Genomic DNA, 23,087 nt, shown 5'->3' with positions numbered 1-23,087 from the left:
TTCTACTTCTCATTTTCGGTTCGACTTACGCTGGATTCGGTTTAACTTTTCATGATTTCGGTTCGACTTTTGCCGGATTCGGTTCAACTTCTCATTTTCGGTTCGACTTTCACCGATTTCGGTTCTACTCCTGTTTTTCGGTTCGACTTTCACCGATTTCGGTTCTACTCCTGTTTTTCGGTTCGACTTTCACCGATTTCGGTTCTACTCCTGTTTTTCGGTTCGACTTTTCCGCTTTTCTTAAGTTAGTCTTAACAGTGGACACGTCAAAATGGGCCAGTATAATTTAATTATCTGAAAAAAGGACGTGTTCATCATGGTCAAACATTATGATCATGAGTTTCGGGAGTATATCGCAAAACTAATTCAGCAAGCGCCAAAGGCCCCGCAACTAAGGCTTAGCCAGCGCAAAGTTTTCTTTATCGTTACTCCTCCTCCAGCTTTTCTTTCAGTTCAGGATTCGCCCTCTCCCATTGGCCCGGATCGGCTTCGGCAAGAAAATCGCGCAGCACTTTTTTCGACGGCGCGTCCATCTCGTCAATCGCGACTTTGCCTTTCAGCGCTTTATCCATCTTATTGACATGATCGGCGAGAATTTTATAGCCGCGGCGGCTCTCCCGGTTGATGATCATTTCAGCGGCGCCTGCTCCTGAAAAGTACGGGCCCTCTTTTGTGACTTCCGTATTCACCCAGACGAGCCAGTACTTTTTACCGCCGCCCTGGAGATCTGCTTTATCTTTGGAAAAACGGATACGCCGCTCGATATCGCTGCGGGCGTGGAGCGCGCCGATATCCACTTCGGCCGTTCCCGCTTCCACATCAATGATCACAGGCGACATGTTGTCGAGATTGACCAGCCCTGCTCCGAAACCGCCGTGCCCTTTTGTCGCGTCGCCTTTTACAATATTGAAACCTGATTTTTTCCCGTCCTGATGAAAAATATCCAAATCGTTCATCCTCTCATTTAAGTGACCGAACTCACATTTTTAGATAGTGCTATTTTATCACAGGATTAGGCTTTCCGTCTCCGGACAGAAAGGCGGCTTCCTTAATTGATAAAAAGAACCGCCCGTCAGGAAGCGGAAAATCATTTTCGGGAAAAGCCCGTTCTCTGTAAAAAGAATGGCGATCTACCGTACCATTATTGACAAAAAGAAACAAAAGGAACAATAAGCAGCGGCTGCTTTCCTTATCCAAAAACGAAAACCCTTAGACATTATGGAGCATTTTATCTATTCATTCCCTAATCCTTGCAACCATTGCCAAATTTGTGCACAACCCTTATTCTGATAATAGTATTCTTTCGATCTGGGGGATTCGCTGACATGATTCTGGTCCGATGCATTAAGAATGTGTACGGGGAGACGGCCGATATTGCTCTTGACTTGCTCGAGGACCGGCTGCTTTTCAAGTTGAACAATTTTTATATGGCCGAGCAGGACGAAGAGGGCCACCTGGTAACTCAGGATGAGGAGGGGGAACCGCACATCATCGCGGACGGTCGCGAGGTGCTGAACAGCGATTCGTGGTTTCGTGAACATTTTATTCTTATCTGACCCGGGACAATCAGACGCCGGACAGGCATCCATTCTACAATCGGAGGTGTACAATGATGAGCAGCATTCAATATGAGATTGTCAATCGTGTCGGGATCCTTTCCGAATCGCCGAAAGGATGGCAGAAACAGCTGAACATCATCAGCTGGAATGGAAGAGAGCCAAAATACGACCTCAGGGACTGGGCGCCGGACGGTGAAAAAATGGGCAAGGGCATCACGCTGTCCCTCGATGATCTCAAAGCACTTAAAAAAATGCTGAGCCATATGGAGGAGCTGCAGGAGTAAGGGTTCGAAACCTGCAGCCATGAAAATGCGACATTTAATTCAATAAGTATAAAAAAAGAGAGATGAATATTTCTACACGTATTTGGTACACATTCATCCCTCTTTTTCATATTTTCAGGATTTTTCAGAATTCCCGTCTTGTCCGGGAATTCTAGTGTTCTCCCTGAATGGGTGGGCTGATCAGACATACGGTTTCCTTGATACTTGCAAGTTTTACCCGAAAGGGCTTTAATTTACCAAAACCCCTGGTTTATCATACCGCTCAAAAATACACGACTGTGTGTCACCTTGGTGCGTGGTTCCAATTCATTGAAATCCGTTCATGAATCCAGTACACTCAGAAGTAGCTTATTTGTCGGTCACACAGAGCTTTCTGTTCTTGCTCTCTAAAGCCGGGGCTGAGAAATGAACTGCCTTTTTCAAGCGAAGAATGCGAGGGATAAAGGTATGCCGGATAAAGATAAGCTTTTCTTTTTTCATCTGACAACAAAAGGCCGTTTCGGACTGGAACGGGAAAATTTAAGGATTAATCCGGACGGATCGCTGGCACTGACGCCTCATCCCGCCGCATTCGGAGACAAACTGACCAATCCCGAGATCACAACGGATTTTTCCGAGAGCCAGATTGAAATGATCACACCCGTGTCGGATTCCATTCCCGATCTGCTGTTTCACGAAGAGTGCCTGACGAAAAAAGTGTATAAAGGGATCGGTTCTGAACTTCTCTGGCCACTCAGCAGTCCTCCTGACTCCCTGCCTCCGGAAGATCAGATTCCGATTGCGGACTTTGGTCCGGCGGGAAAAGATAAGAACGATTACCGAACTTATCTTTCGAAAAAATATGGGCGGCACAAGCAGCTGTATTGCGGCATTCATTTCAATTTCTCTTTCGCCGGAGAAGATTTTAAAGATGCGGAGGCGCGCAATCAATTTTATCTGAATCTCGCAGCTCAGGCGATGCGCTATCGTTTTTTTCTCGTTCATTTATTGTCGGCAAGCCCGGAAGAACAGGGCGGCATTTATTACCGGTCCGCCCGTCTCAGCGCGTGCGGCTATCAAAATACCCAACCGGTTTATCTCGATTATTCAAGTCCTTCAGACTATCTCGGTTCGCTGTCGTCTGCAGTGAAGGCAGGGCTGATTGAGGGTCCGCGTGAGTTGTATCAGCTTGTCAGGATCAAGGGGAAAGGGTTTGAAGATCTCACCCAGCAGCCGGAAGCCAGCCGGATCGAGCTGCGCATTCCGGATCTGAACCCGCTGTTTACCTGGAGTATCAATCCCGATGATCTTTACTTAATGCATCTTTATTTGATGTGGGCTGCTCAGAAGGAAGATGAGCCGTTTGACCGCGAGAGCCAGAAAAGCGCAAACCAATTGTCCGATGAAGCAGCATTGATGGCCGTATCCGATCCGTTCGCCGATCAAATGAATCGGATTTTTAATCAGTTAGGCGCTTTTACTCAGCAAAAGAGTCTACCTGATGCCTATGTTCAGGCACTGAACCATGCGGAGGAAAGATGGCTGAATGCCGCATCCGGATACGCCGAACGGATTGCAGGGAGGCTGCAGAAGTCGGGAAACGAGGGCTTGAACTGGTCCAGACAAATGAAAGAAACCTATCTTAAGACTGTTCGATGTTGGTAGTTTTCCAAAGCTGGATATCTTTAGAAATAAAAAAGAAACCGTGTTTGGCTAGCGCTCCCCATATGAGAGAGACTTTGAACACGGCTTCACTGTATGGTGCTTTCTTTTAAAAAGGCCTCTGACCCTTACTTAAGAATTTGCTTCTTGGTTTCCGGGCCCCACAGAACAGTAAGAATGGCCACAACGGCAAGAAAAATGCCCATCACGATAAAGATGCTGATGATGCCTTGGTTGCTGAGCAGCCAGGCGACGGCGTAAGGCGTGACGATGGTAAAGAAACGGCCGACTGCCTGCGCCGTTCCGTTTCCGCGCATGCGCAGCCGGGTCGGAAACAGTTCAGGAACATAGATGGCGAGACCGACTTTCAAGCTAACATGTTTTTTGAAATATGGCTAGTTTACAACGCCTAATAAGGGCTGTCAACCCTATTTTAAACAAAATAGGAAACTTTTAAAAAATTCGTGGGAAAATCATTGCACTGCGGTTTAAACAAATGTTTCATTAACTGTTATATCCGCCTCCGTGTTGAAAACATACGGGCGGCACAATCGCGTTTTTCGCCAGCAATTATTGACGCGCTTTTTCCCACTCCGATCGCAGCAGACTGTAAATTTCGTGATCGACAAAGTGATCATAAATCCACTCGGCTTCCCGGATACAGCCTTCATGGGTAAATCCGAGCCGTTCAGGGATTGCACGGCTCTTCATATTTTGTGTGGCCGCCCCGATCTCGATCCGGTTCAGAGACGTTGTCTCAAAGGCTTCCGCAATAATCGCCCGACAGCACCGTGTCATGATACCCTTTCCCTGTTTGTCTTCAGAGAGCCAGTACCCAATGCTCGTTTTCCTGTTCCGCAGGTCATGAAGATGAAAACCAACCATGCCCGAAAGTTCTCCGCGAAAGAGAATTCCTGCCTGAAAGCCCAGCCCCTGCCGGAATTGTTCGGCCCAGCCGGCAATTGATGCATAATAATGGCCCGCGGATATCACACTGTCCACCCAAGGGAGAAATTCGCGCAGATAGCCGCGCTGTCTGTCAATCAGCGCAAACAGAGCGTTTGCATCGCTTTGTTCAAACAATTTCAACTGAATCTCTTCATCCACCTTAAATGTGAACATCGTTTCATTCCCCCTGATCAGAGCGACAGCCCGACCGGTTTATTCGCGTAGAGCGCCGCTATAAAAGTGTATGCCCGCTGCATATCCGTTTGATTATAATCTTTCCCGATCACTTGCGCTTTTTCAATGGCCGACTTGCGGGGCAGCCGATCGAAATAAAGAAGAATAGATACGAGTTCGAGAAATGCGGCCGTTTCGGCATTCAGTTTTTCCGCTATACTTTTTATGTATGGAAGCTGTTTCGTGTGCGCCAGAAAAGTTTCCCCTTCTTCGGTCAGCCGGTAGCAGTAATAGTGTTCACCGCTTGTTTCTGTCTGCTTTTCAAGGATAAAACCAAAATCGCACAGTTCTTCCAGCTGCATCGTGAGTTCTTCCGAGTAAGGTCCATAAAAATGAAAGCGATAGGTTTCATGAAACGGAAAACCTATCTTCTGCAATATATATACCATTTTCTGCAGCTTCTTCCTGCCGGCGATTTCCCCCGCCTGATGGATCAAAGCCGCAATTTTTGCGTGGTCTTCCAGCATTTTTGGCTAATCCCCCCGATTGATAAATAACTATAAGAACGCTAAGTCATCACACCCGGTTGCAGTGCACCGCACTGTCTCTATATGTGCAAGAGCTCGCATATTTCCTTCTTTGCTATCGAATGTTCCGGCAGGGCAAGCACCTTGTCCTTCGGATAATACAGTTTGTGATCGGTCCGTCTTTTTCCTGTAATCGCGCCTACAACATCCGATTCCAGCGAAAGCTCATGCAGCGTCTTGCCGTCCGGCATCAGCAGCTGAATCGGCAGGCGCTCTTCTTCTTCTCCGGGCCGGTAGAAATCATAAGGGCAGTCCGAAGAAGAATCCACTTCAAGGTAATAATCCGGATCGATTCCCGCCTTAATGAACGCCTCTTTTAATTTATCGTCGACATTCAGCTGATCTTTTGAGATCTGTACGTACTTAAAGAGGCGCCGGTTCATGAACCGGCTGCACAAGTCGCTGAGAATCGGATCGTCCTCCTCCTGCCAAACCTGAAAGAAATACATGATGACCGCTTCGTCCAGCCTGAGGTAATCCTGAAGCGTCATCTTCCCTTCAAAAAGTGTCCGCAGCGGAACCGGCTGATGTCTGAACCTGAATCCGGACTGATACAGTACCTTTGCCCGGTGAAGAATCTTTGTCAGGACAACTTCCGCACTCCGCGTCACCGGATGAAAATAGACTTGCCAGTACATCTGGTAACGGCTCATAATATAGTCTTCCACCGCGTGCATCCCCGAGAGTTTGAATACAATCTGATCATTGCAGGGCCTCATCACGCGCCAGATCCGCTCCATGTCGAAATGACCGTAGCTGACGCCTGTGAAATAGGCATCACGCAGCAGGTAATCCATCCGGTCTGCGTCAATCTGGCTGGAAATCAGGCTGACAACCAGCCTGTTCTTATAGGTTTTCCCAATCACATCCGCCACTTTTTGCGGAAAATCGCCGCCCGCTTGTTCCAAAAGGCGGTGAATCTCCGTATCGCCGAGAATGATCGCCTGTGTATACTGTTCGTGATCGGTGCCGAAAACCTTTTCGAAAGAATGCGAGAACGGACCGTGCCCGACATCATGCAACAGCGCCGCGCAGAGTGAGAGCAGCGTTTCCGAGTCGTCCCAATCGTTTCTGTTTTTAAAAATATTAATCACCTGGCGTGCAATCTCGTAGACGCCCAGCGAATGCCCGAAACGGCTGTGTTCCGCCCCATGAAAGGTCAGAAAAGTTGTCCCCAGCTGACGGATGCGCCTCAGCCTTTGAAATTCCGCTGTGCCGATCAAGTCCCAGATCAGCCGGTCGCGGACATGAATATAGCGATGCACCGGATCCTTGAAAACTTTCTCTTCATTCAGCCTTTCAAATCGTTGGGTCACGACGACCACGCCCCTGTTGTTTTCCTCCGTTCAATAGCTGAATCACAGCCTTTCCGGAGGGCTCTGTGACCCATTATAACTTTTTTGCATAGAAAAGGGAACGGCCGGCGGGCTCTGCTTGTCTAAACAGAAGCCCTCCCTATGTTTCTCTTTTTTTGCCATTCATCTCGTCCTGTTTTTGTCTTTCCGTTCGGCCCTCCTCCGAAACCTACACGGAACGCAGCGGTTTCTGCGCCATGACGGAAAGCGTTTGCTTCGGACAGGAGATTCTTTTTTCTATGTTATCGCCCGGCCGGTTGATTTTATGAAGTCCGTATAGTACATTGATAAACGATGTCAACAACTCTCACTCTCTTTATATTAAAAATGAAATGAGTATTCCCTCAACTCATGTATCCAGCAGAGCCACGGCGTGAAGTCGTTTTCTAATTTACCGAAAAGCGATCTGCTCGTACAAGCGGTGGTCTTTCACCGAAACTGAAAAGGGGAATACCCTATGCGGACGGGCGTTAAATGGCGGAAACGCCCGATCTTTTCTTCGGTCGGCCGCGTATTCCTGTAAATCGCGGCAAGAATCGCCGAAAAACGCCGGCTTATCATCAGTAAAGTGCAAAATATCGACAATAACGTGCAAAACCGACAGGAACATCCAAAGAATCGACAGTAAACGAACCGGAATCAATAAGTGCAAATAATCAGAACAGCAAGCTCCGCGGCCGGAGTTTAATCAACCGGTGTACCCGATTTATCGATCATGACCGGGAGTTTGTCGGTCGGCGCGCACAGTTTACCGATCGTTGCCGGGAGTTTGTCGGTCCTGGACGATGGTATCGGTCGTTCCGTGCATTTTATCGGTCGACCTAGGCCCAGTATCGGTCGTCACAAGCGATTTTTCGGTCGTTACGCCCGGTCTATCGGTCGTTGCCGGGAGTTTGTCGGTCCTGGACAATGGGCTAAAAAGATGCCCGTTAAAAATAATATAAAATCAGTTGATTTAGGCAATCCCAAAAGGCTGGATCAAAGGCTGCCGGAAAAGGAATTTCATTTCTCATATCACCGCTGGTAAAAAAAGAACAGGAGAAAACTTATCCTGTCTCTTTTCAAAGCCGGAATTTTTTTATGATAATAGAAAGGGGGGCTACACGGAATGACGAAACCGATGGCAAACGGACTGCTGTTATTAACTTCTGTGCTTTGGGGTTCCGGATTTGTTGCTATAAAAATAGCACTCGATGCCAATGTGTCTTCCGGGTTTATTAATTTTTTCCGGGGCATTCTCTTTGCCGCACTGGCATTCATACTCTTTCACAAAAATATTTTAAAAATGACGCATAAGGAATTCAAAGTGGGGCTGATTGCCGGACTGCTTAATTTTGGCGGATTTATCACACAGACCATTGGCATCCTGTATACGACTCCGTCGAATAACGCCTTTATTTCGTCAACCTATGTAGTGATGATACCCATCATAGCCTGGATTGTCTTTCAAAAAAAGATCCCTATCAAAAGTATTATTTCTATTATTCTCTGTCTGCTGGGTATGACGATATTAACCGGAGTATTAAATAAAGCTTTCACTTTCAATACCGGAGACATCTACTCACTGATCTGCGCCCTGTTTTACGCTGGGTCTATCGTGTATCTTGGCTATGGAGCAAGAATAGCTGATGTCAGTGTTGTCGCTTTTATGCTTGCAGTCATACAAGCAGCAGGCGGGTTCATTTTTTTCCTGTGGGATGGGGCCGGACAGCTTGCAGCCGTCAATTGGTCTGCTGCACTCGTCCCCTTGCTTTATGTGGGCATTATCTGTTCATTTGTCGGTCAGACCATTCAGATTTTGGCACAAAAACATACTTCCGCAACATCTGCCGGACTTATTATGATGCTCGAAGGCGTTTTTGGAAGCATTTTTTCAATCGCTTTTGGTTATGATCGTTTAACGGTCAATTTATTTTTGGGAGGAACGGTTATAACATTCTCCCTTATTCTTATGGAAGTTGATTTACAGCATCTGCTGGACAGATTTCGCCGTCATCTTCATTCCAAGAGCAGTATGTGAATCGTTCTAAGTCCTATATTTGCAGAGAACGAGCGCAGGAAACTGCACGCCGGTTTCAAATGAAATAATGTGGCGGTCCTTTTCTCCATTAAAAATGGAAGAATTCTCTCCGTGACCGTGCAAATCGATGACGACCGTCCTTAATCCCGTCTCGGCAATACGAAAAGCCAGACCCAGCTGCTCCTCGTTTGATCCGCCGTAGCCGTGCATGATCAGCGCCGTTCCCCTCATATCATCCGGTGAAAAGATGACACAGGGCGTTTGAGCGGTCCCCTTTAATAGAGTGTCTCGTTTGATTTGCATAGAAAGCCCCCAAAAATTAGTTTGGCATCAAATTATATAGGTAAAAAAATTTAGAAATTCTCATGTACCTATTGAGGAGACGGCGGAATTGACGGATCTCTTCATCGGTCATGCCCTGGATACTCCATTTTGCATAAATCCTCAGATAGCCATGGGCAAATTTCCAGATTGGAAAAAGGCGGGAAAAACGTAATAAACGATCAGACTTATGATATGTCCGCAAAAAGGTGATATACTGAAACAAACTGAACGACAAAATAAACAAAAGAAAGTGAACTTGATGAAAATAGCCGTTTTTGATTCCGGTATCGGCGGAATGACCGTATTACATCAAATTATTAAATTACTGCCGGATGAAGATTATATTTACTATGCGGATACGGCGCATCTGCCATATGGGGAGAAGCCTAAAGAAGTTATAAAAGAATATGTTTTCCAGGCAGCGGATTTTCTGATGACGCATGATTTAAAGGCACTGGTCATCGCATGCAACACGGCGACCAGTGCAGCGATCGAAGACTTGCGGAAACGTTGTTCCTTTCCGGTTCTCGGCATTGAGCCTGCGGTGAAACCGGCTGTTCTTGAAAGTGAGAAAGAGAAAAAGAAGGTGCTGGTTCTGGCGACAAGGCTAACACTCAGGGAAGACAAATTCCACCGTTTGGTCGAACGTGTTGACAAACACGATATCGTTGACGGCCTCCCGCTTCCGGGCCTTGTCACTTCTGCTGAAGCTTTTCATTTTCAGGAAGATCAGATTGTGCCTTACTTAAAAGAACAGCTGGAACCGTTTGACTTGAATCAGTATGGTACTGTGGTTCTCGGGTGTACTCATTTCCCGTTTTTTAAGGACAGCATTAAGAAATTGTTCCCAAGTAACACGGAAATCATTGACGGAAGCGTGGGAACGGCGAAGAATCTGAAACGGATTCTGGAAGAACGTCATCAGGTCGGCGGCGGGACAGGCGCCATTTCATTTTTCCAGTCAGGCAGGGAAGTGGACAACAGGGAGACACTGGATCGTTATCATAAACTTCTGAGAAGACTGGATCAATTACAATGAATTCGGGTTGTTCGTTCATACCAGCGCCATAGCACCAATCGAATGAAAACCAGTCGTACCGGTCAAACCAATCTGCAGCATGATGCTGGAAATACGAAAACACCTTCCCGGTGTATCCTGCTTGGGGAGGTGTTTTCCTTAATATCTGTTTATCTTTTCAAAGCAGCAGCATGGCATATCCGGAACGGACGGCTTTCTTCAAGCACTTACCGTGTGTTTCTGTTCGTAAGCGGCAATTTCGTCTTCATGCCTCATCGTCACGGCGATTTCGTCGAGGCCTTCGAGCAGCATTTCTTTCTGGTAAGGATCGATGTCGAACGTGTAGCTGAAACCGTCTCCCGTGATCGTTTGATCTTCCAAATTAATGGTTAGATGCAAGGATGTTTTTGTAGCGTAGGCGATCAGCACGTCTGTTTTTTCCTTGTCCAGCCGTATGGCGAGAATGCCGTTTTTTTGGCAGTTGTTATAAAAGATGTCGGCGAAACTCGGGGCGATGATGACCTTGAATCCATAATCCTGCAAAGCCCAGGGCGCATGTTCCCGTGAAGAGCCGCAGCCGAAGTTATCGCCGGCGACAAGGATTGAGGCGCCTGCGTATTTGGGTTGATTGAGCACAAAATCCGGGTTTTTGGCACCTTTTTCGTTGAAGCGCCAGTTGAAGAAGAGGCACTCGCCGAATCCTTTCCGTTCAACCCGTTTCAGAAATTGCTTGGGAATAATCTGATCCGTATCGACATTTGTCCGGTCCATCGGGCAGACAAGCCCTTTAAAAGTTTGAAATGGTTCCATCATTTTTACCTCCTGCAATCAGTGCACTTTCTCAAATTCCCTGACATCGACAAAATGGCCGCTGATCGCGGCGGCCGCGGCCATCGCCGGGCTGACGAGGTGTGTCCGCGAACCGGTTCCCTGGCGTCCTTCAAAATTTCGGTTGGATGTTGACGCACAGCGTTTTCCGGCCGGAACACTATCGTCATTCATCGCAAGACACATGCTGCATCCGGACTGGCGCCATTCGAATCCGGCTTCTGTGAAGATCTTGTCCAGCCCTTCCTCTTCCGCCTGTTTCCGAATCTGCTGCGATCCGGGAACAATGAGCGCGCGGACACCTTCATGGACACGCCGCCCGCGCACGATGCGCGCTGCCTGCTGAAGATCGCTTAACCGGGAATTGGTGCACGATCCGATAAAAACGACATCAACGGGAATATCGCGTATCGGCGTTCCCGGCTTCAGATCCATATAGGCCAGCGCTTTTGAATACGCCTGGCGCTTCTCTTCAGACTCGATGGCTTCCGGATCCGGGACCGTGCCGTTAATGGAAGACCCCATGGACGGATTCGTCCCCCAGGTAACCTGCGGCTCAATCTCGCCGGCATCGATTTCAATCGTCCGGTCATAAACCGCCCCTTCATCGGTTGCCAGCGCCAGCCATTCTTTCGCCGCCGCCTCGAAAGCCTCGCCCTTCGGCGCGAATCGTCTTCCGCGGATGTAGCCAACCGTCGTTTCGTCCGGGCTGATCAGACCGGCCCTGGCCCCTGCCTCGATCGACATGTTGCAGACGGTCATCCGCTCTTCCATCGACAGATTGCGAATGGCTTCACCCGTATATTCGACGATGTAGCCCATGCCGACCGAAATCCCGTATTTTGCGATAATAGCCAGTATCAGGTCTTTCGCTGCCACACCCATGCCGAGTCTGCCGTTCACTTTGATCTGCATCGTTTTCGGCCGTTTCTGCCACAGCGTCTGTGTCGCCAGCACGTGCTCCACTTCGCTCGTGCCAATGCCAAAAGCGATCGCCCCGAACGCGCCGTGCGTCGAGGTATGGCTGTCGCCGCAGACGATCGTCTTGCCGGGCTGAGTCAGGCCGAGTTCGGGACCAATGACATGAACAATTCCCTGGCTTGGACGATAGATGTCCGCCAGTTCAATACCGAAGTCCGCGCAGTTTTTTTCCAGTGTGGAAATCTGGATTTTGGAAACCGGATCTTTCGTCTCGCGGTTTTCCGTCGTCGGCACATTATGATCGACGGTCGCGAACGTCCGGTCCGGCCGCCTGACTTTCCGGTGATTCATGCGCAGCCCCTCAAACGCCTGGGGAGAAGTCACTTCGTGAACGAGATGCAGATCGATATAGAGCAGGTCGGGTTTTCCTACTTCGCAGTGAATCAGGTGATTTTCCCAAATTTTATCGACTATTGTCCGTGGTTTCATTCCATTTCCTTCCTTTCTTGAATAGCTTTAACTGATTATCCCGTTAGATCAAGATAACCGCGGTTCGTATGAATACGCAGCAGATCAAAGAAAAATATCGGGCCTTTCAGAAGAATGTATCGCCCGTCCGCAAATTTTATCGCCCTTCAGAAGAGTTGATGACGTATTCACACCACGGCTCGGCTATATACATGAGTTAAAGGGATACTCATTTTAACTTTAATGCGTGTTTTCCGCCGCGGTAAAAATTTCGTCCAGTATGGCGATAACCCGATCGGTCATTTCCGTTGTGTTCACCAGTTTCGTTTGTTCCCCTGCAACTTTAAGATCCGCCGTATGGTATCCGCGTTCGAGAACTTGAAGGACCGCTTTTTCAATAAACCCGGCTTCATGGTCCATATCCAGCGAATAACGAAGAAGAAACGCCGCGGACAGAATCGCCGCAAGCGGGTTGGCCTTACCCTGTCCGGCAATGTCTGGAGCCGATCCGTGCACCGGTTCATACAAACCGACTTTGTCCTTCCGCAGGCTCGCCGACGGAAGCATCCCAAGCGATCCGGTCATGACGGAGGCCTCGTCGCTTAATATGTCGCCAAACATATTCTCTGTGACAATCACATCAAACTGGCCGGGGTTGACGATCAGCTGCATCGCCGCCGAATCAACCAGCAAGTGGCTGACCGCAACCTCCGGATGGCGGTGGGACACCTCGTTCACCACTTCCCGCCATACACGGCTCGATTCCAGTACATTGGCTTTGTCAACGGAAGTCAGTTTCTTTTTCCTTCGTTCAGCCAGGCGGAAGGCTTTTTCGACCACCCGTTCAATTTCGCCGACGCTGTAGGCCAGCGTATCGACAACTTTCTCGCCGTGATCTCCGCGTCGTTCGCTTGGCTTTCCAAAGTAAAGGCCGCCGGTCAGTTCGCGGACAATCACAAAATCCACATTTTCCACATACTGACTTTTCAGTGGCGATGCACCGATCAGAGGTGCGAAGGCTTTGACCGGACGCAGATTGGCGAAAAGGCCGAGCGCCTTGCGGATGCCGAGCAGCCCTTGTTCAGGGCGGACACGCATCGACTGATTATCCCATTTCGGACCGCCGACCGCCCCGAGCAATACCGCGTCGCTCGCCGCACATTGTTCGACCGTGTCCCGGGGAAGCGGCGTGCCGTCCGTATCGATGGCAGCTCCTCCGATGCGTTTTTCCACAAATTGCACATCGCACGCATTTTTTTCAAAAACTCTTTTCAGCACACGGACAGCGGATCCCGTCACTTCAGGGCCGATCCCGTCACCAGGCAGCACAGTAATCGTCTTTGTCATTCCCATTCCCCCGTTTCTTTCAGCTTTGTCCCTCTACTCACTTTATGACTGACTAGCGGTCGTTTTTCCTTCTTTTGCAAACAGGGATAAAAGATCGTTGTCTGTGATCTCTTTTTTTTCATCCGCCATCTTCTTGAACGCTTTAAAAGACTGATCGACCTGCTCATCCGACAGATGCACGCCTAGGTCCGCCGCCCTCATCCTGAATGCGTGGCGGCCGGAATGTTTTCCAAGCACCAGCCTGCCGGTATCCAGCCCGATAAGCGAAGGCGACATGATCTCGTAGGTTTCCCGATTCTTCAGCACCCCGTCCTGATGAATACCCGCTTCATGGGCGAAGGCGTTGGCTCCGACGATCGCTTTGTTCTTCGGAACCGGACTGTTCATCAACCTGCTGACAAGATCACTCGTCTGCTTGATTTCATCCAGCTTCAGCCTGGTGGTCACCTTGTACGTATCCCTGCGGACGTGCAACGCGACACCTATTTCTTCCAGAGCGACATTGCCCGCCCGTTCTCCGACGCCGTTCATCGTACATTCGACCTGGCGGACTCCGGCCTGAACGGAAGCGAGCGTGTTCGCCGTCGCCATCCCAAGATCGTTGTGGCAATGACAGGAAAGGCGCGCTCGATCAATATTCGGGACATGCTCCCTGATATAGGTGAACATATCCGCGTATTCCCATGGCGTATCGTAGCCGACCGTATCCGGCAGATTAATCACCGTCGCCCCGGCTTTAATCGCCGACGTCACGACCTTTGCCAGAAACGCCGGATCACTGCGCGTGGCGTCTTCCGCCGAAAATTCAACCTGCGGAAAAAACTTTTTCGCATAGCCAACCGATTGGACGGCGCGTTCGAGAACCTCTTCAGGCTTCATGCGCAGCTTATAGGCCATGTGAATCGGAGACGTGGCAATAAACACATGCACGCGCGGATTCTCAGTATTTTTCAGCGCCTGCCAGGCCGTATCGATATCGCCTTTCACGCATCTGGCAAGACCGGTTACCGTACTCCCCTTCACCGCGCGGGCGATCGCAGTCACCGCCTTGAAATCATCCGGCGAAGAAGCGGGAAATCCCGCTTCAATCACATCCACGCAGAGACGTTCCAACTGCAGGGCCACCTTCATTTTTTCATCATCGTTCAGACTGCATCCCGGCGACTGTTCTCCGTCACGAAGTGTCGTGTCGTAAATTTCAACCTTCTCCATTTCCGCATGCTCCTTTCTCATATTTTCATCACATTCGCAAATCCCGGTTATCTCTCTGTTTTATGAAATAAAAAAGCCTTTCCGCGCCCTGCAGCAACTGCAGGGGCGAAAAGACTTCTTTTCACGGTACCACCCGGCTTTTTGATATTCCTTGCGAAATACCAACTCGGCGGCAGGCTCAGATTGTGCTGAGCCGCCTTTGTTCAACAGGTGTCTTGGAACACCCGGCCCGCCCTACTCATTCCTTTTCAGGCGGACACTCAGAGGTGAGTTCACCATCGGGGGCGCTGCCGGATTTTCACCCGCATCCGGCTCTCTGGAAGCTGCCCATCCGTGATTTTTTCCTCGTCATCGATTTATCATGCGGCTGAACGGTAAAAAATTATCAGCCGTTTATTAACTAAAAGGTTGTGAAGTTCATAATACACGTTTTTAAAAATTTGTCAATCATTTAAAAAATTTGATTTCCTATATTTTTCTCTTTTTATGATCGGATGGCCATTGAAAGCCGGCCGCCGTGCCGTTCGACAACAACCCCTCCGCCGTAAAAAGCGGTCATGTTCTCCGGCGTCATGATATCGGCAGTTAATCCGGACTGGTAGACCGCACCCTCTTTGAGCAGCAGAGTATGCGAGAAGCACGGCAGGATTTCGTCAACGTGATGGGTGACGAAAATCAGCGTCGGAGCATTTTCCGATTCGGTAAATCTTTCAATCAGCGCCAGCAGCCGTTCACGGGCAAAGATGTCGAGTCCATTGCACGGTTCGTCCAGAATCAGCAGCTCCGGGGAAGCCATCATGGCGCGCGCGATCAATACACGCTGCTTTTCTCCCTGGGAAAGGGTGCCGTACGGCCTGGAAGCAAACGGCAAACAATGCATCATCTCCAGCAGTTCTTTCGCCCTCTCGACGTCTTCCGGCTGAACAGCCTCATAAAGCCCGATGGATGCGAACTTGCCGCTCAACACGATTTCTTCCGGAAGCTCATGTGCACGCAGCTGGCTCTCAAGAGCGGAACTGACCCAGCCGATTTTCTTGCGCAGCTCCCGCAAATCCCCTTCGCCGAACGGCATTTCAAGGACCGACATCGTGCCGCTCGACGGCCAGATATAGCCGTTAATCATTTTCAGCAGTGTCGTCTTTCCCGAACCGTTGAGCCCGACGAGGGACCAATGTTCCCCGCTTCTCACGCGCCAAGTCACGTCTTTAAGCACCACTTTATTTATTCGCCGCCAGCTGACATGGTCTGCATCAATGATCATCGCGCCACCTCCTTTTTCCCCTTTATGAAAACGGGCCGTGCATTCGACAACCATTTTTACCCTGTTGCCCCGGACAGAACTTTTTGAACGGGCGGCTTGCGGCATCCGGCCGCCGTTTCTGATGTCCTTTTTTAGATGCGGGGCCTGTTGCTCTCCGTATCACTCTGCCAAACCTGCCCGCTCGCATCCCTCAGCCATTTTTTTGATTTCAGGCAAATTCTCCAGATCGGCGTTTCCGCCGCTGACCATCACGCCGACATGCCTTCCGCGAATATCAATACGCCCGGATAACGCCGCAGCGAACGCAGCGGCTCCCGCTCCTTCGACAAACAGTTTCCCCCGCTCGAGCATCAGGACAATGGCGCGTGCGATCTCACTGTCGGATACGGTCACTACTTCATCCAGAAAACGCGCGATCAGCGGGAAGGTCTTTCGTCCGGCTTCTTTCACAAGAATGCCTTCAGCAATCCCGCCGACATGTTCCAGTTTTGCAGGACCTGTATGATAAAAGAGATTGAACATCGAAGGTGCCCGTTCGGACTGCACGCCAATCACCCGAATGTCCGGCCTGATATTTTTCAAGTACGTTGCCGTTCCGGCCGCCAGACCGCCGCCGCCGATAGGCACGAGCACTGTCTCAAGATCCGGACATTGCTGCAGCATTTCCAAGGCGACCGTTCCTTGTCCGGCCATCACTTCAAAATCGTCAAAGGCGTGCACAAATACCGCGCCGCTTGCCAGACGGTCCGCTGCCGCCGCCTCGTACGATTCCTGATAGGAATCGCCGACGAGTACGACGTCCGCGCCATAGGCTTCCGTCGCCTGAACTTTTGCCTTTGGCGTTGCGGCAGGCATAAAAATCTTTGCCTTGATCCCTCTTTTTGAAGCAGACAGAGCCACACCCTGAGCGTGATTGCCCGCCGATGCGGCGACAATCCCTCTGGCTGCCTGTTCCACCGGCAAATGCATCATTTTGTTCAGCGCCCCGCGCAGCTTGAATGAACCGGTTCTCTGAAAATTTTCCAGTTTGAAATGCAGGTGCGCACCAGTTAAACGATCGAACGTCGTCGACTCTATCATCGGTGTCTCATGGATAAACGGGCCGAGACAGCGCATCGCCTCCAAAACGTCGACTAATTGCAAGGAATCCCCAAAATCTTCACACTCCCTATAATTCTGTTTTCAAACCTGCCTGCTCGATTTCAATCGACCGGCATCGGCTTATAAAGCCTTTGATCAAAAAGTCCCTTGATTCATCAAAAAATGCGGCGCGGGAAACCAGAATGGCAGCCTTTCCGCGCCGATTAGTCAATCCGTGCGAAACCGCTCATTGCCTCAGCGGTTTTCACAGGCTCATTGTTTATTGAGCCACATTTTCTGTGATATCTTCACTATCCTGCTTTCCTTCTTTGACGAACGGCATGAGCTTGCGCAGTTTTCTGCCGACCCGCTCCAGCTCCGAGTTGCTCTCTTTTTCCATGAGTGCGTTGAACATCGGTCTGCCGACCTTATTTTCAAGCAGCCAGTTTCGGGCAAATTTACCGGCTTGTATATCCTCCAGTACCTTTTTCATGCGGGCTTTCGTATCTTTATCGATGATATAGGGTCCCACTGTGAAATCGCCGAATTTTGCGGTGTCGGAGCACGAATAGCGCATGCCGGTCAGTCCGTTTTCATAGATCAGATCGGTGAGCATTTTCATTTCGTGACAGGTTTCAAAATAGGCATTTTCCGGCTGATAGCCTGCCTCGACCAGTGTCTCAAAACCGGCCTGGATCAGATGAGTCAGCCCGCCCATCAGGACTGCCTGTTCGCCGAACAGATCGGTCTCCGTCTCTTCTTTGAACGTGGTCTTCAGGACGCCGGCACGAGCCGCTCCTAAACCCTTTGCGTAGGCAAAAACAAGGGCTTCAGCCTGGCCGGTCGCATCCTGCTGAACGCCGACAAAAGCCGGAACGCCGCCGCCATTGAGATATTCGCGGCGGCAGAAGTGCCCCGGTCCTTTAGGTGCAACTAAAAAGACATCGACGAAGTCCGGAGGAACGATCTGACTGAAATGGATGTTAAAACCGTGTGAAAATCCGATAGCATTGCCGGGTTTCAGTCCGGATTCAACATCCTGATAATAAACTTGCGTCTGTCTTTCATCCGGCAGCAGCATCATAACAACATCCGCTTCTTCAGCTGCCTCTCTTACGGACTTGACATCAAATCCATCACGAGCCGCTTTGTCCCATGATTTGCCGGGCCTGACACCGATGATTACCTGGAATCCGCTGTCGCGAAGATTCTGTGCCTGTGAATGGCCCTGTGAGCCGTAGCCGAGAATAGCTATCTTTTTGCCGCGCAGAACGCTTTCGTCGATATCTTTGTCATAGTAAACATTTGCTGCCATTTTGTATATCCCCTTTGCTTTTTCTGATTTTTTTTCATTTTGCGCGTGCCAAAGCCGGGCGTGCCGGCGAATCTTTCCTGCAGTCAGCAGTCATTCTTCAGCAACCGGGATTTATTTCCGGTGCCACACATTCTTTTTCTTTGTCACAGTCCGGCAACTCCGAGATGTCGGCTGCTGAAATCACATCAACCAGCTTGTTCAACTGGCCGATCAGCTGCCGGGCCTGCCGTTCATTCTCAACATCCGTCACGATTTTCATGTCGGACGTTCCGTTTGTGCCGCCGGACCTTTTGAATGTCAGGCTGGCGATATTCAGTTTTTGTCTCGAAAAGACGGCGGTAACACGGAACAGAGCGCTGTCCTCACCGGAAACCAGTGCGTGAACTGTCCTTTTCATGGCTTACACCCCAATCATTTCATTGAGCCCTTTTCCCGGAGCGACCATCGGAAGAACGTTCGCCATTTGTTTGACCCGGCAATCGATCACCCAGGGCTGCGGATCGCGGAGTACCTCGGGAAACACGCGACGCGCTTCCTCTTCCGTTGCCACGCGGACGCCGCGAATGCCGTAACTTTCCGCAAGCCGGATAAAGTCGGGCTGCATGGAGGGAATGGAGTGGGCGTACCTTTTGCTGTAAAAGGCCTCCTGCCATTGTCTGACCATGCCCAGCGCATGATTGTTCATGATGACAATCTTGACCGGCAGGTTCAGTTCAGCGATCACGGCAAGCTCCTGAAGCGTCATCTGAAAACCTCCGTCACCGACAATCGATACAACTGTTTTTTCCGGTTCGGCGATTTGCGCGCCGATCGCAGCCGGGAAGCCGAAGCCCATCGTGCCGAGTCCCCCCGATGTCACCCAACGATTGGGCCGGTTAAAGGGATAATACTGAGCGGTCCACATCTGATGCTGGCCAACGTCCGTGGTCACAATCGCATCTTCACCGGCATGGCGGAAAACGTGCCTGATCACGCTCTGCGGAGCCAGCTCCTCGTTATCCTTCCCAGCGCTGAATGAAAGTGGATGCGTCCTGGCGTACAGACCCAGATGATCCAGCCACTCACGCTTCTCTCCCGATTTGCCCGTTCTCTGCAGCAGTTTTTCAAGTACGGACCGGGCATCGCCGACAACCGGAATCGCCGGTCGGACGTTCTTCCCTATTTCGGATGGATCAATATCCACATGGGCGACGGCCGCATTCGGTGCGAATTTGGCAAGATTTCCGGTCAGCCGGTCGTCGAAGCGCGACCCGATGTTAATGAGCAGGTCGCATTCCGATATCGCCATATTGGCTGCGTACGTTCCGTGCATGCCGCCCATCCCGAGAAAAAGTGGATGGGAAGCAGGGAAACTGCCGAGACCAAGCAATGTGCTGACGACTGGGAGATGATGCTTCTCCGCAAAGACGCGAACCAGATCGGCCGCTTTTGCGTGAAGGATACCCGCTCCCGCCAGAAGAACAGGTTTTTCGGCTGTTTCAATGGCACGCGCCAGTTTTTCGACTTGCTCCGAGCTCGGCTCCTTTGAAAAACGATAGCCCGGGAGCCGTATTTCAGTGTCAGCCTGCTCCTGCTTTACTGCCGCCGCGCAAATATCTTTTGGCAGATCGACCAGTACAGGACCCGGGCGCCCGGTCGTTGCAATATAAAAGGCTTCCCTGACTTTTCTTGGCAGATCCGCTGCATTTTCGACTTGAAAATTGTATTTTGTTACCGGAACGGTAATTCCGATGACATCCGCTTCCTGAAAAGCATCCGTTCCGATGACATGGGTCGCAACCTGACCGGTAAAAACGACGAGCGGCAGAGAATCGATACAGGCATCCATGAGTCCGGTCACCAGATTGGTTGCCCCCGGCCCGCTTGTCGCAATGACCACACCCGGTCTTCCCGAAACACGCGCATAACCTTCCGCCGCGTGAATCGCGCCTTGCTCGTGTCTGGTCAGAACATGCCTGACTTTTTGTCTGTAAAGCGCGTCATAGATCGGCAGGACGGCACCGCCAGGATAGCCGAAAATCACGTCTGTTCCTTCACGAAGGATCGACTGAATCAGTACATCGGCACCGGTTTTTAAGCGTGATTCAGGTTCAGCCGCGGTTTTTGTTTTGACTTCCACGCGCGTTCCCCCTCCCTTCTCAGATTTTTGTTTCAGGATTCTCAGTCCGGCCTCTTTACATCCCGTGCCTGACCTGTTTAAATTTATGCTCGTTGAAGTAACAAAACTTACAATCCGTGTATTTAAGCATTCCGTGTCTCCCCATCTCTTTCTCGATTCTGAACAACCGGCTCCGGAGCAAGTTTCTGAAAACGATTTTTCGAGAGGATTGTCACACATACTAATCCAGATAAAAAAAACAGTCAACCCCCTTTTTGAAACTTTTAAAAAATTTTAACTTCACAAAATCAGGCTAATAGTTGGAAGAAAAATGGACAAAAAATTGGATAAAAATAATTTTTTGTTTCTCGTCCTGCATACGCAATGAGCCGATAATCGATCCCTATTTTGTCAATGTCTGATTTTTTCAAAGAGCGCACTTAATTTGCAAATTCGGGTTGACTTTCTTTTGTGCGAATGCTATATTTGACCATACCAAAACGACAATTTATCCAAGCAAGGAGTTAACCATGATGGTCTTCTCATTCGATAACCGAGTCTTGTTGAGCATTATTCTTATTAGCTAGGACCTTGACATTCGTTGAAAAATTTAACGACTGTCCGGGTCCTATTGGCATCGAATGGGACCCAGGCACGAAGCTCCCATTCCGAACCGCGAATGGGAGCTTTTTTCTTTGTCGTTTATTTAACGGCATAGACATGGATCTTCTGCTAAGAAAAAGGACTTCGTTTAAGAAAGCATCTTCCGCGAGGAGGAACTTCGGTGATGAAGGAACTTCTGCAAAAAAAGGAACTGCTGGTTAAAGTCAAAGCCACCTGTCCTGCGGAAGAACAAAAACAGAGAGGATGAAGAAGAATTGAGAAGCGACGAGATCAAGAAAGGCGTCGACCGTGCACCGGCGCGAAGTTTGCTGAGGGCTACCGGAGTGGTGAAGAACGAGGAGGATATGCACAAACCGTTCATTGCCGTATGCAATTCTTATGTTGATATTGTTCCCGGGCATGTCCATCTCAGGGAACTTGCCGACGTTGCTAAACAGGCGATCCGCGAAGCCGGCGGCGTTCCTTTCGAGTTTAATACGATCGGCGTCGATGACGGCATCGCCATGGGACACATCGGCATGCGCTATTCCCTGCCAAGCCGCGAATTGATCGCCGATGCCGCCGAAACGATGATTAATGCCCACTGGTTTGACGGGGTTTTCTATATCCCGAACTGTGATAAAATCACGCCTGGCATGCTTCTGGCTGCTGTCCGCACCAATGTTCCCGCCATTTTCTGTTCAGGCGGTCCGATGAAGGCTGGCCTCTCCGCCACCGGAAAGGCACTGACCCTGTCTTCGGTTTTTGAAGGTGTCGGCGCGTTTAAAGAAGGACGGATTTCGAAAGAGCAATTCCTTGATATCGAAGCCTCCGCCTGTCCGACCTGCGGGTCCTGTGCGGGCATGTTCACCGCCAACTCGATGAACTGTCTGATGGAAATGCTCGGAGTCGCGCTTCCGGGAAACGGCACCGCTCTTGCTGTTTCCGAAGAAAGACGTGAATTAATCCGAAGGTCGGCATTTAAGCTGATGGACCTTGTGAAAAATCAGGTCAGGCCGCGTGATCTGATCACGCCGGAAGCTGTTGACGATGCCTTCGCTCTTGATATGGCGATGGGCGGATCAACAAATACTGTGCTCCACATGCTGGCCGTTGCTTCGGAAGCCGGCATCGATTACGACCTCGAACGCATCAACCGCGTTGCGGAAAAAGTTCCTTACCTCGCTAAAATCGCTCCGAGTTCTGCCTTTTCCATGCTGGATGTACACGAAGCCGGCGGCATATCGGCCATCATCAAAGTGCTGGCCGATATGGGCGGCGTGATTCATCCCGACCGTATTACCGTTTCCGGAAAGACAATCCGTGACAATGTCGCTGATGCGGAAATCAAAAATCCGAAAGTGATCCATCCGCTGGATCAGGCATACAGCCAGACCGGCGGTTTATCCGTACTCTTTGGAAATATCGCGCCAAAAGGTGCAGTCATCAAAGTCGGCGGTGCCGACCCATCCGTCAAAACATTCACCGGAAAGGCGATCTGCTTTAATTCACACGATGAAGCCGTTGAAGCAATCGATAATCATACAGTTAAAAAAGGACACGTTGTTGTGATCCGTTACGAAGGCCCGAAAGGCGGGCCGGGCATGCCGGAAATGCTGGCGCCGACGTCATCCATAGTAGGACGCGGTCTCGGCAAAGATGTGGCCTTGATCACAGACGGACGGTTCTCCGGTGCAACGCGCGGTATTTCAGTCGGGCACGTTTCCCCGGAAGCGGCGGCGGGCGGGCCGATCGCCCTCGTTGAGGACGGCGACACGATTACCATTGATCTGATTCACCGCACCGTCCATCTGGATGTATCAGACTCGGAACTGGCCGACCGCCGGGCTCGTTTGAGGCCATTTGTGCCTAAAGTCAGAACCGGCTATCTTGCCCGTTACGCCGCATTGGTCACATCCGCTCATACGGGCGGCGTCATGCGGCTACCCGAAGCCTGGTCCGGTGAGACGGAAGAGAAAAAACCGGCCGATCCCGTAAAATAAATTTTTGAAAAAACAGGATGTTTCGAAAACAGAAGGGATGA

20 protein-coding genes and 1 pseudogene are annotated in these 23,087 nt (G+C 50.2%); 6 read left to right on the top strand and 15 right to left on the bottom strand.

What is annotated here, in order from left to right:
* Positions 1-425 precede the first annotated feature (425 nt).
* Positions 426-956 (bottom strand): YwhD family protein, encoded by a 531-nt coding sequence (locus IEX81_RS06520; protein ID WP_188802268.1) that lies wholly within the window; start codon positions 954-956, stop codon positions 426-428.
* Positions 957-1,325: 369 nt separating this feature from the next.
* Between IEX81_RS06520 and IEX81_RS06515 the strand changes: the two genes are divergently transcribed.
* From IEX81_RS06515 to IEX81_RS06505, 3 genes are all read left to right on the top strand, one after another.
* On the top strand, positions 1,326-1,556 hold the full coding sequence (locus IEX81_RS06515) for a hypothetical protein (protein ID WP_188802267.1): 231 nt from the start codon (positions 1,326-1,328) through the stop codon (positions 1,554-1,556).
* A 56-nt stretch (positions 1,557-1,612) separates the two neighbouring features.
* A complete protein-coding gene (locus IEX81_RS06510; RefSeq protein ID WP_188802266.1) occupies positions 1,613-1,843 on the top strand; it encodes a YdbC family protein in 231 nt (76 codons plus the stop codon).
* 447 nt (positions 1,844-2,290) lie between these two features.
* On the top strand, positions 2,291-3,487 hold the full coding sequence (locus IEX81_RS06505) for a glutathione synthase (protein WP_188802265.1): 1,197 nt from the start codon (positions 2,291-2,293) through the stop codon (positions 3,485-3,487).
* A gap of 125 nt (positions 3,488-3,612) precedes the next feature.
* Here IEX81_RS06505 and IEX81_RS06500 read toward each other — a convergent pair whose 3' ends face one another.
* The 4 genes from IEX81_RS06500 to IEX81_RS06485 all read right to left on the bottom strand — a co-directional run bounded on the left by IEX81_RS06500 (position 3,613) and on the right by IEX81_RS06485 (position 6,509).
* Positions 3,613-3,855 (bottom strand): MFS transporter, encoded by a 243-nt coding sequence (locus IEX81_RS06500; RefSeq protein WP_229727500.1) that lies wholly within the window; start codon positions 3,853-3,855, stop codon positions 3,613-3,615.
* A gap of 199 nt (positions 3,856-4,054) precedes the next feature.
* Entirely contained in the window at positions 4,055-4,606 is a 552-nt protein-coding gene (locus IEX81_RS06495) for a GNAT family N-acetyltransferase (protein WP_188802264.1), read from the bottom strand.
* 17 nt (positions 4,607-4,623) lie between these two features.
* Positions 4,624-5,133 carry a YwgA family protein gene (locus IEX81_RS06490; RefSeq protein ID WP_188802263.1) on the bottom strand — a complete coding sequence of 170 codons (510 nt, stop codon included), beginning with the start codon at positions 5,131-5,133 and terminating at the stop codon, positions 4,624-4,626.
* Positions 5,134-5,213: 80 nt separating this feature from the next.
* Positions 5,214-6,509, bottom strand: a complete 1,296-nt coding sequence (locus IEX81_RS06485; protein WP_188802262.1) for an HD domain-containing protein — start codon at positions 6,507-6,509, stop codon at positions 5,214-5,216.
* A gap of 1,147 nt (positions 6,510-7,656) precedes the next feature.
* Between IEX81_RS06485 and IEX81_RS06480 the strand changes: the two genes are divergently transcribed.
* Positions 7,657-8,568, top strand: a complete 912-nt coding sequence (locus IEX81_RS06480) for a DMT family transporter (protein WP_188802261.1) — start codon at positions 7,657-7,659, stop codon at positions 8,566-8,568.
* 6 nt (positions 8,569-8,574) lie between these two features.
* Here the strand turns inward: IEX81_RS06480 and IEX81_RS06475 are convergent, their stop codons facing one another.
* Positions 8,575-8,871, bottom strand: coding sequence for an alpha/beta fold hydrolase (locus IEX81_RS06475; protein ID WP_188802260.1), 297 nt, complete (start codon positions 8,869-8,871; stop codon positions 8,575-8,577).
* Positions 8,872-9,151: 280 nt separating this feature from the next.
* Between IEX81_RS06475 and murI the strand changes: the two genes are divergently transcribed.
* A complete protein-coding gene (gene murI / locus IEX81_RS06470; protein ID WP_188802259.1) occupies positions 9,152-9,931 on the top strand; it encodes a glutamate racemase in 780 nt (259 codons plus the stop codon).
* Between the two features lie 198 nt (positions 9,932-10,129).
* Here murI and leuD read toward each other — a convergent pair whose 3' ends face one another.
* The 9 genes and pseudogenes from leuD to ilvB all read right to left on the bottom strand — a co-directional run bounded on the left by leuD (position 10,130) and on the right by ilvB (position 20,461).
* Positions 10,130-10,720 (bottom strand): 3-isopropylmalate dehydratase small subunit, encoded by a 591-nt coding sequence (gene leuD, locus IEX81_RS06465; protein WP_188802258.1) that lies wholly within the window; start codon positions 10,718-10,720, stop codon positions 10,130-10,132.
* An 18-nt stretch (positions 10,721-10,738) separates the two neighbouring features.
* Entirely contained in the window at positions 10,739-12,148 is a 1,410-nt protein-coding gene (gene leuC / locus IEX81_RS06460) for a 3-isopropylmalate dehydratase large subunit (RefSeq protein ID WP_188802257.1), read from the bottom strand.
* A gap of 219 nt (positions 12,149-12,367) precedes the next feature.
* A complete protein-coding gene (gene leuB, locus IEX81_RS06455; RefSeq protein WP_188802256.1) occupies positions 12,368-13,474 on the bottom strand; it encodes a 3-isopropylmalate dehydrogenase in 1,107 nt (368 codons plus the stop codon).
* Positions 13,475-13,543: 69 nt separating this feature from the next.
* Positions 13,544-14,686, bottom strand: a pseudogene (locus IEX81_RS06450) (2-isopropylmalate synthase); the annotation flags it as partial.
* A gap of 484 nt (positions 14,687-15,170) precedes the next feature.
* Complete coding sequence (locus IEX81_RS06445; RefSeq protein ID WP_188802254.1) at positions 15,171-15,947, bottom strand: ABC transporter ATP-binding protein; 777 nt, start codon at positions 15,945-15,947, stop codon at positions 15,171-15,173.
* A 159-nt stretch (positions 15,948-16,106) separates the two neighbouring features.
* Complete coding sequence (gene ilvA, locus IEX81_RS06440; RefSeq protein ID WP_188802354.1) at positions 16,107-17,063, bottom strand: threonine ammonia-lyase; 957 nt, start codon at positions 17,061-17,063, stop codon at positions 16,107-16,109.
* A gap of 244 nt (positions 17,064-17,307) precedes the next feature.
* Positions 17,308-18,342 (bottom strand): ketol-acid reductoisomerase, encoded by a 1,035-nt coding sequence (gene ilvC, locus IEX81_RS06435; RefSeq protein WP_188802253.1) that lies wholly within the window; start codon positions 18,340-18,342, stop codon positions 17,308-17,310.
* 97 nt (positions 18,343-18,439) lie between these two features.
* Positions 18,440-18,739, bottom strand: a complete 300-nt coding sequence (locus tag IEX81_RS06430) for an ACT domain-containing protein (protein ID WP_188802252.1) — start codon at positions 18,737-18,739, stop codon at positions 18,440-18,442.
* Positions 18,740-18,742: 3 nt separating this feature from the next.
* Entirely contained in the window at positions 18,743-20,461 is a 1,719-nt protein-coding gene (gene ilvB / locus IEX81_RS06425; RefSeq protein ID WP_229727499.1) for a biosynthetic-type acetolactate synthase large subunit, read from the bottom strand.
* Between the two features lie 857 nt (positions 20,462-21,318).
* On the opposite strand from ilvB, the gene ilvD reads away from it, so the two are divergent.
* Positions 21,319-23,046, top strand: a complete 1,728-nt coding sequence (ilvD, locus tag IEX81_RS06420; RefSeq protein WP_188802251.1) for a dihydroxy-acid dehydratase — start codon at positions 21,319-21,321, stop codon at positions 23,044-23,046.
* Positions 23,047-23,087 lie beyond the last annotated feature (41 nt).

This window comes from Sporolactobacillus putidus, from assembly GCF_014647035.1.
Lineage (GTDB): Bacteria > Bacillota > Bacilli > Bacillales > Sporolactobacillaceae > Sporolactobacillus > Sporolactobacillus putidus.
The sequence above is the reverse complement of the archived record's forward strand: the minus strand, read 5'-3'. Positions and strand labels throughout refer to the sequence as shown.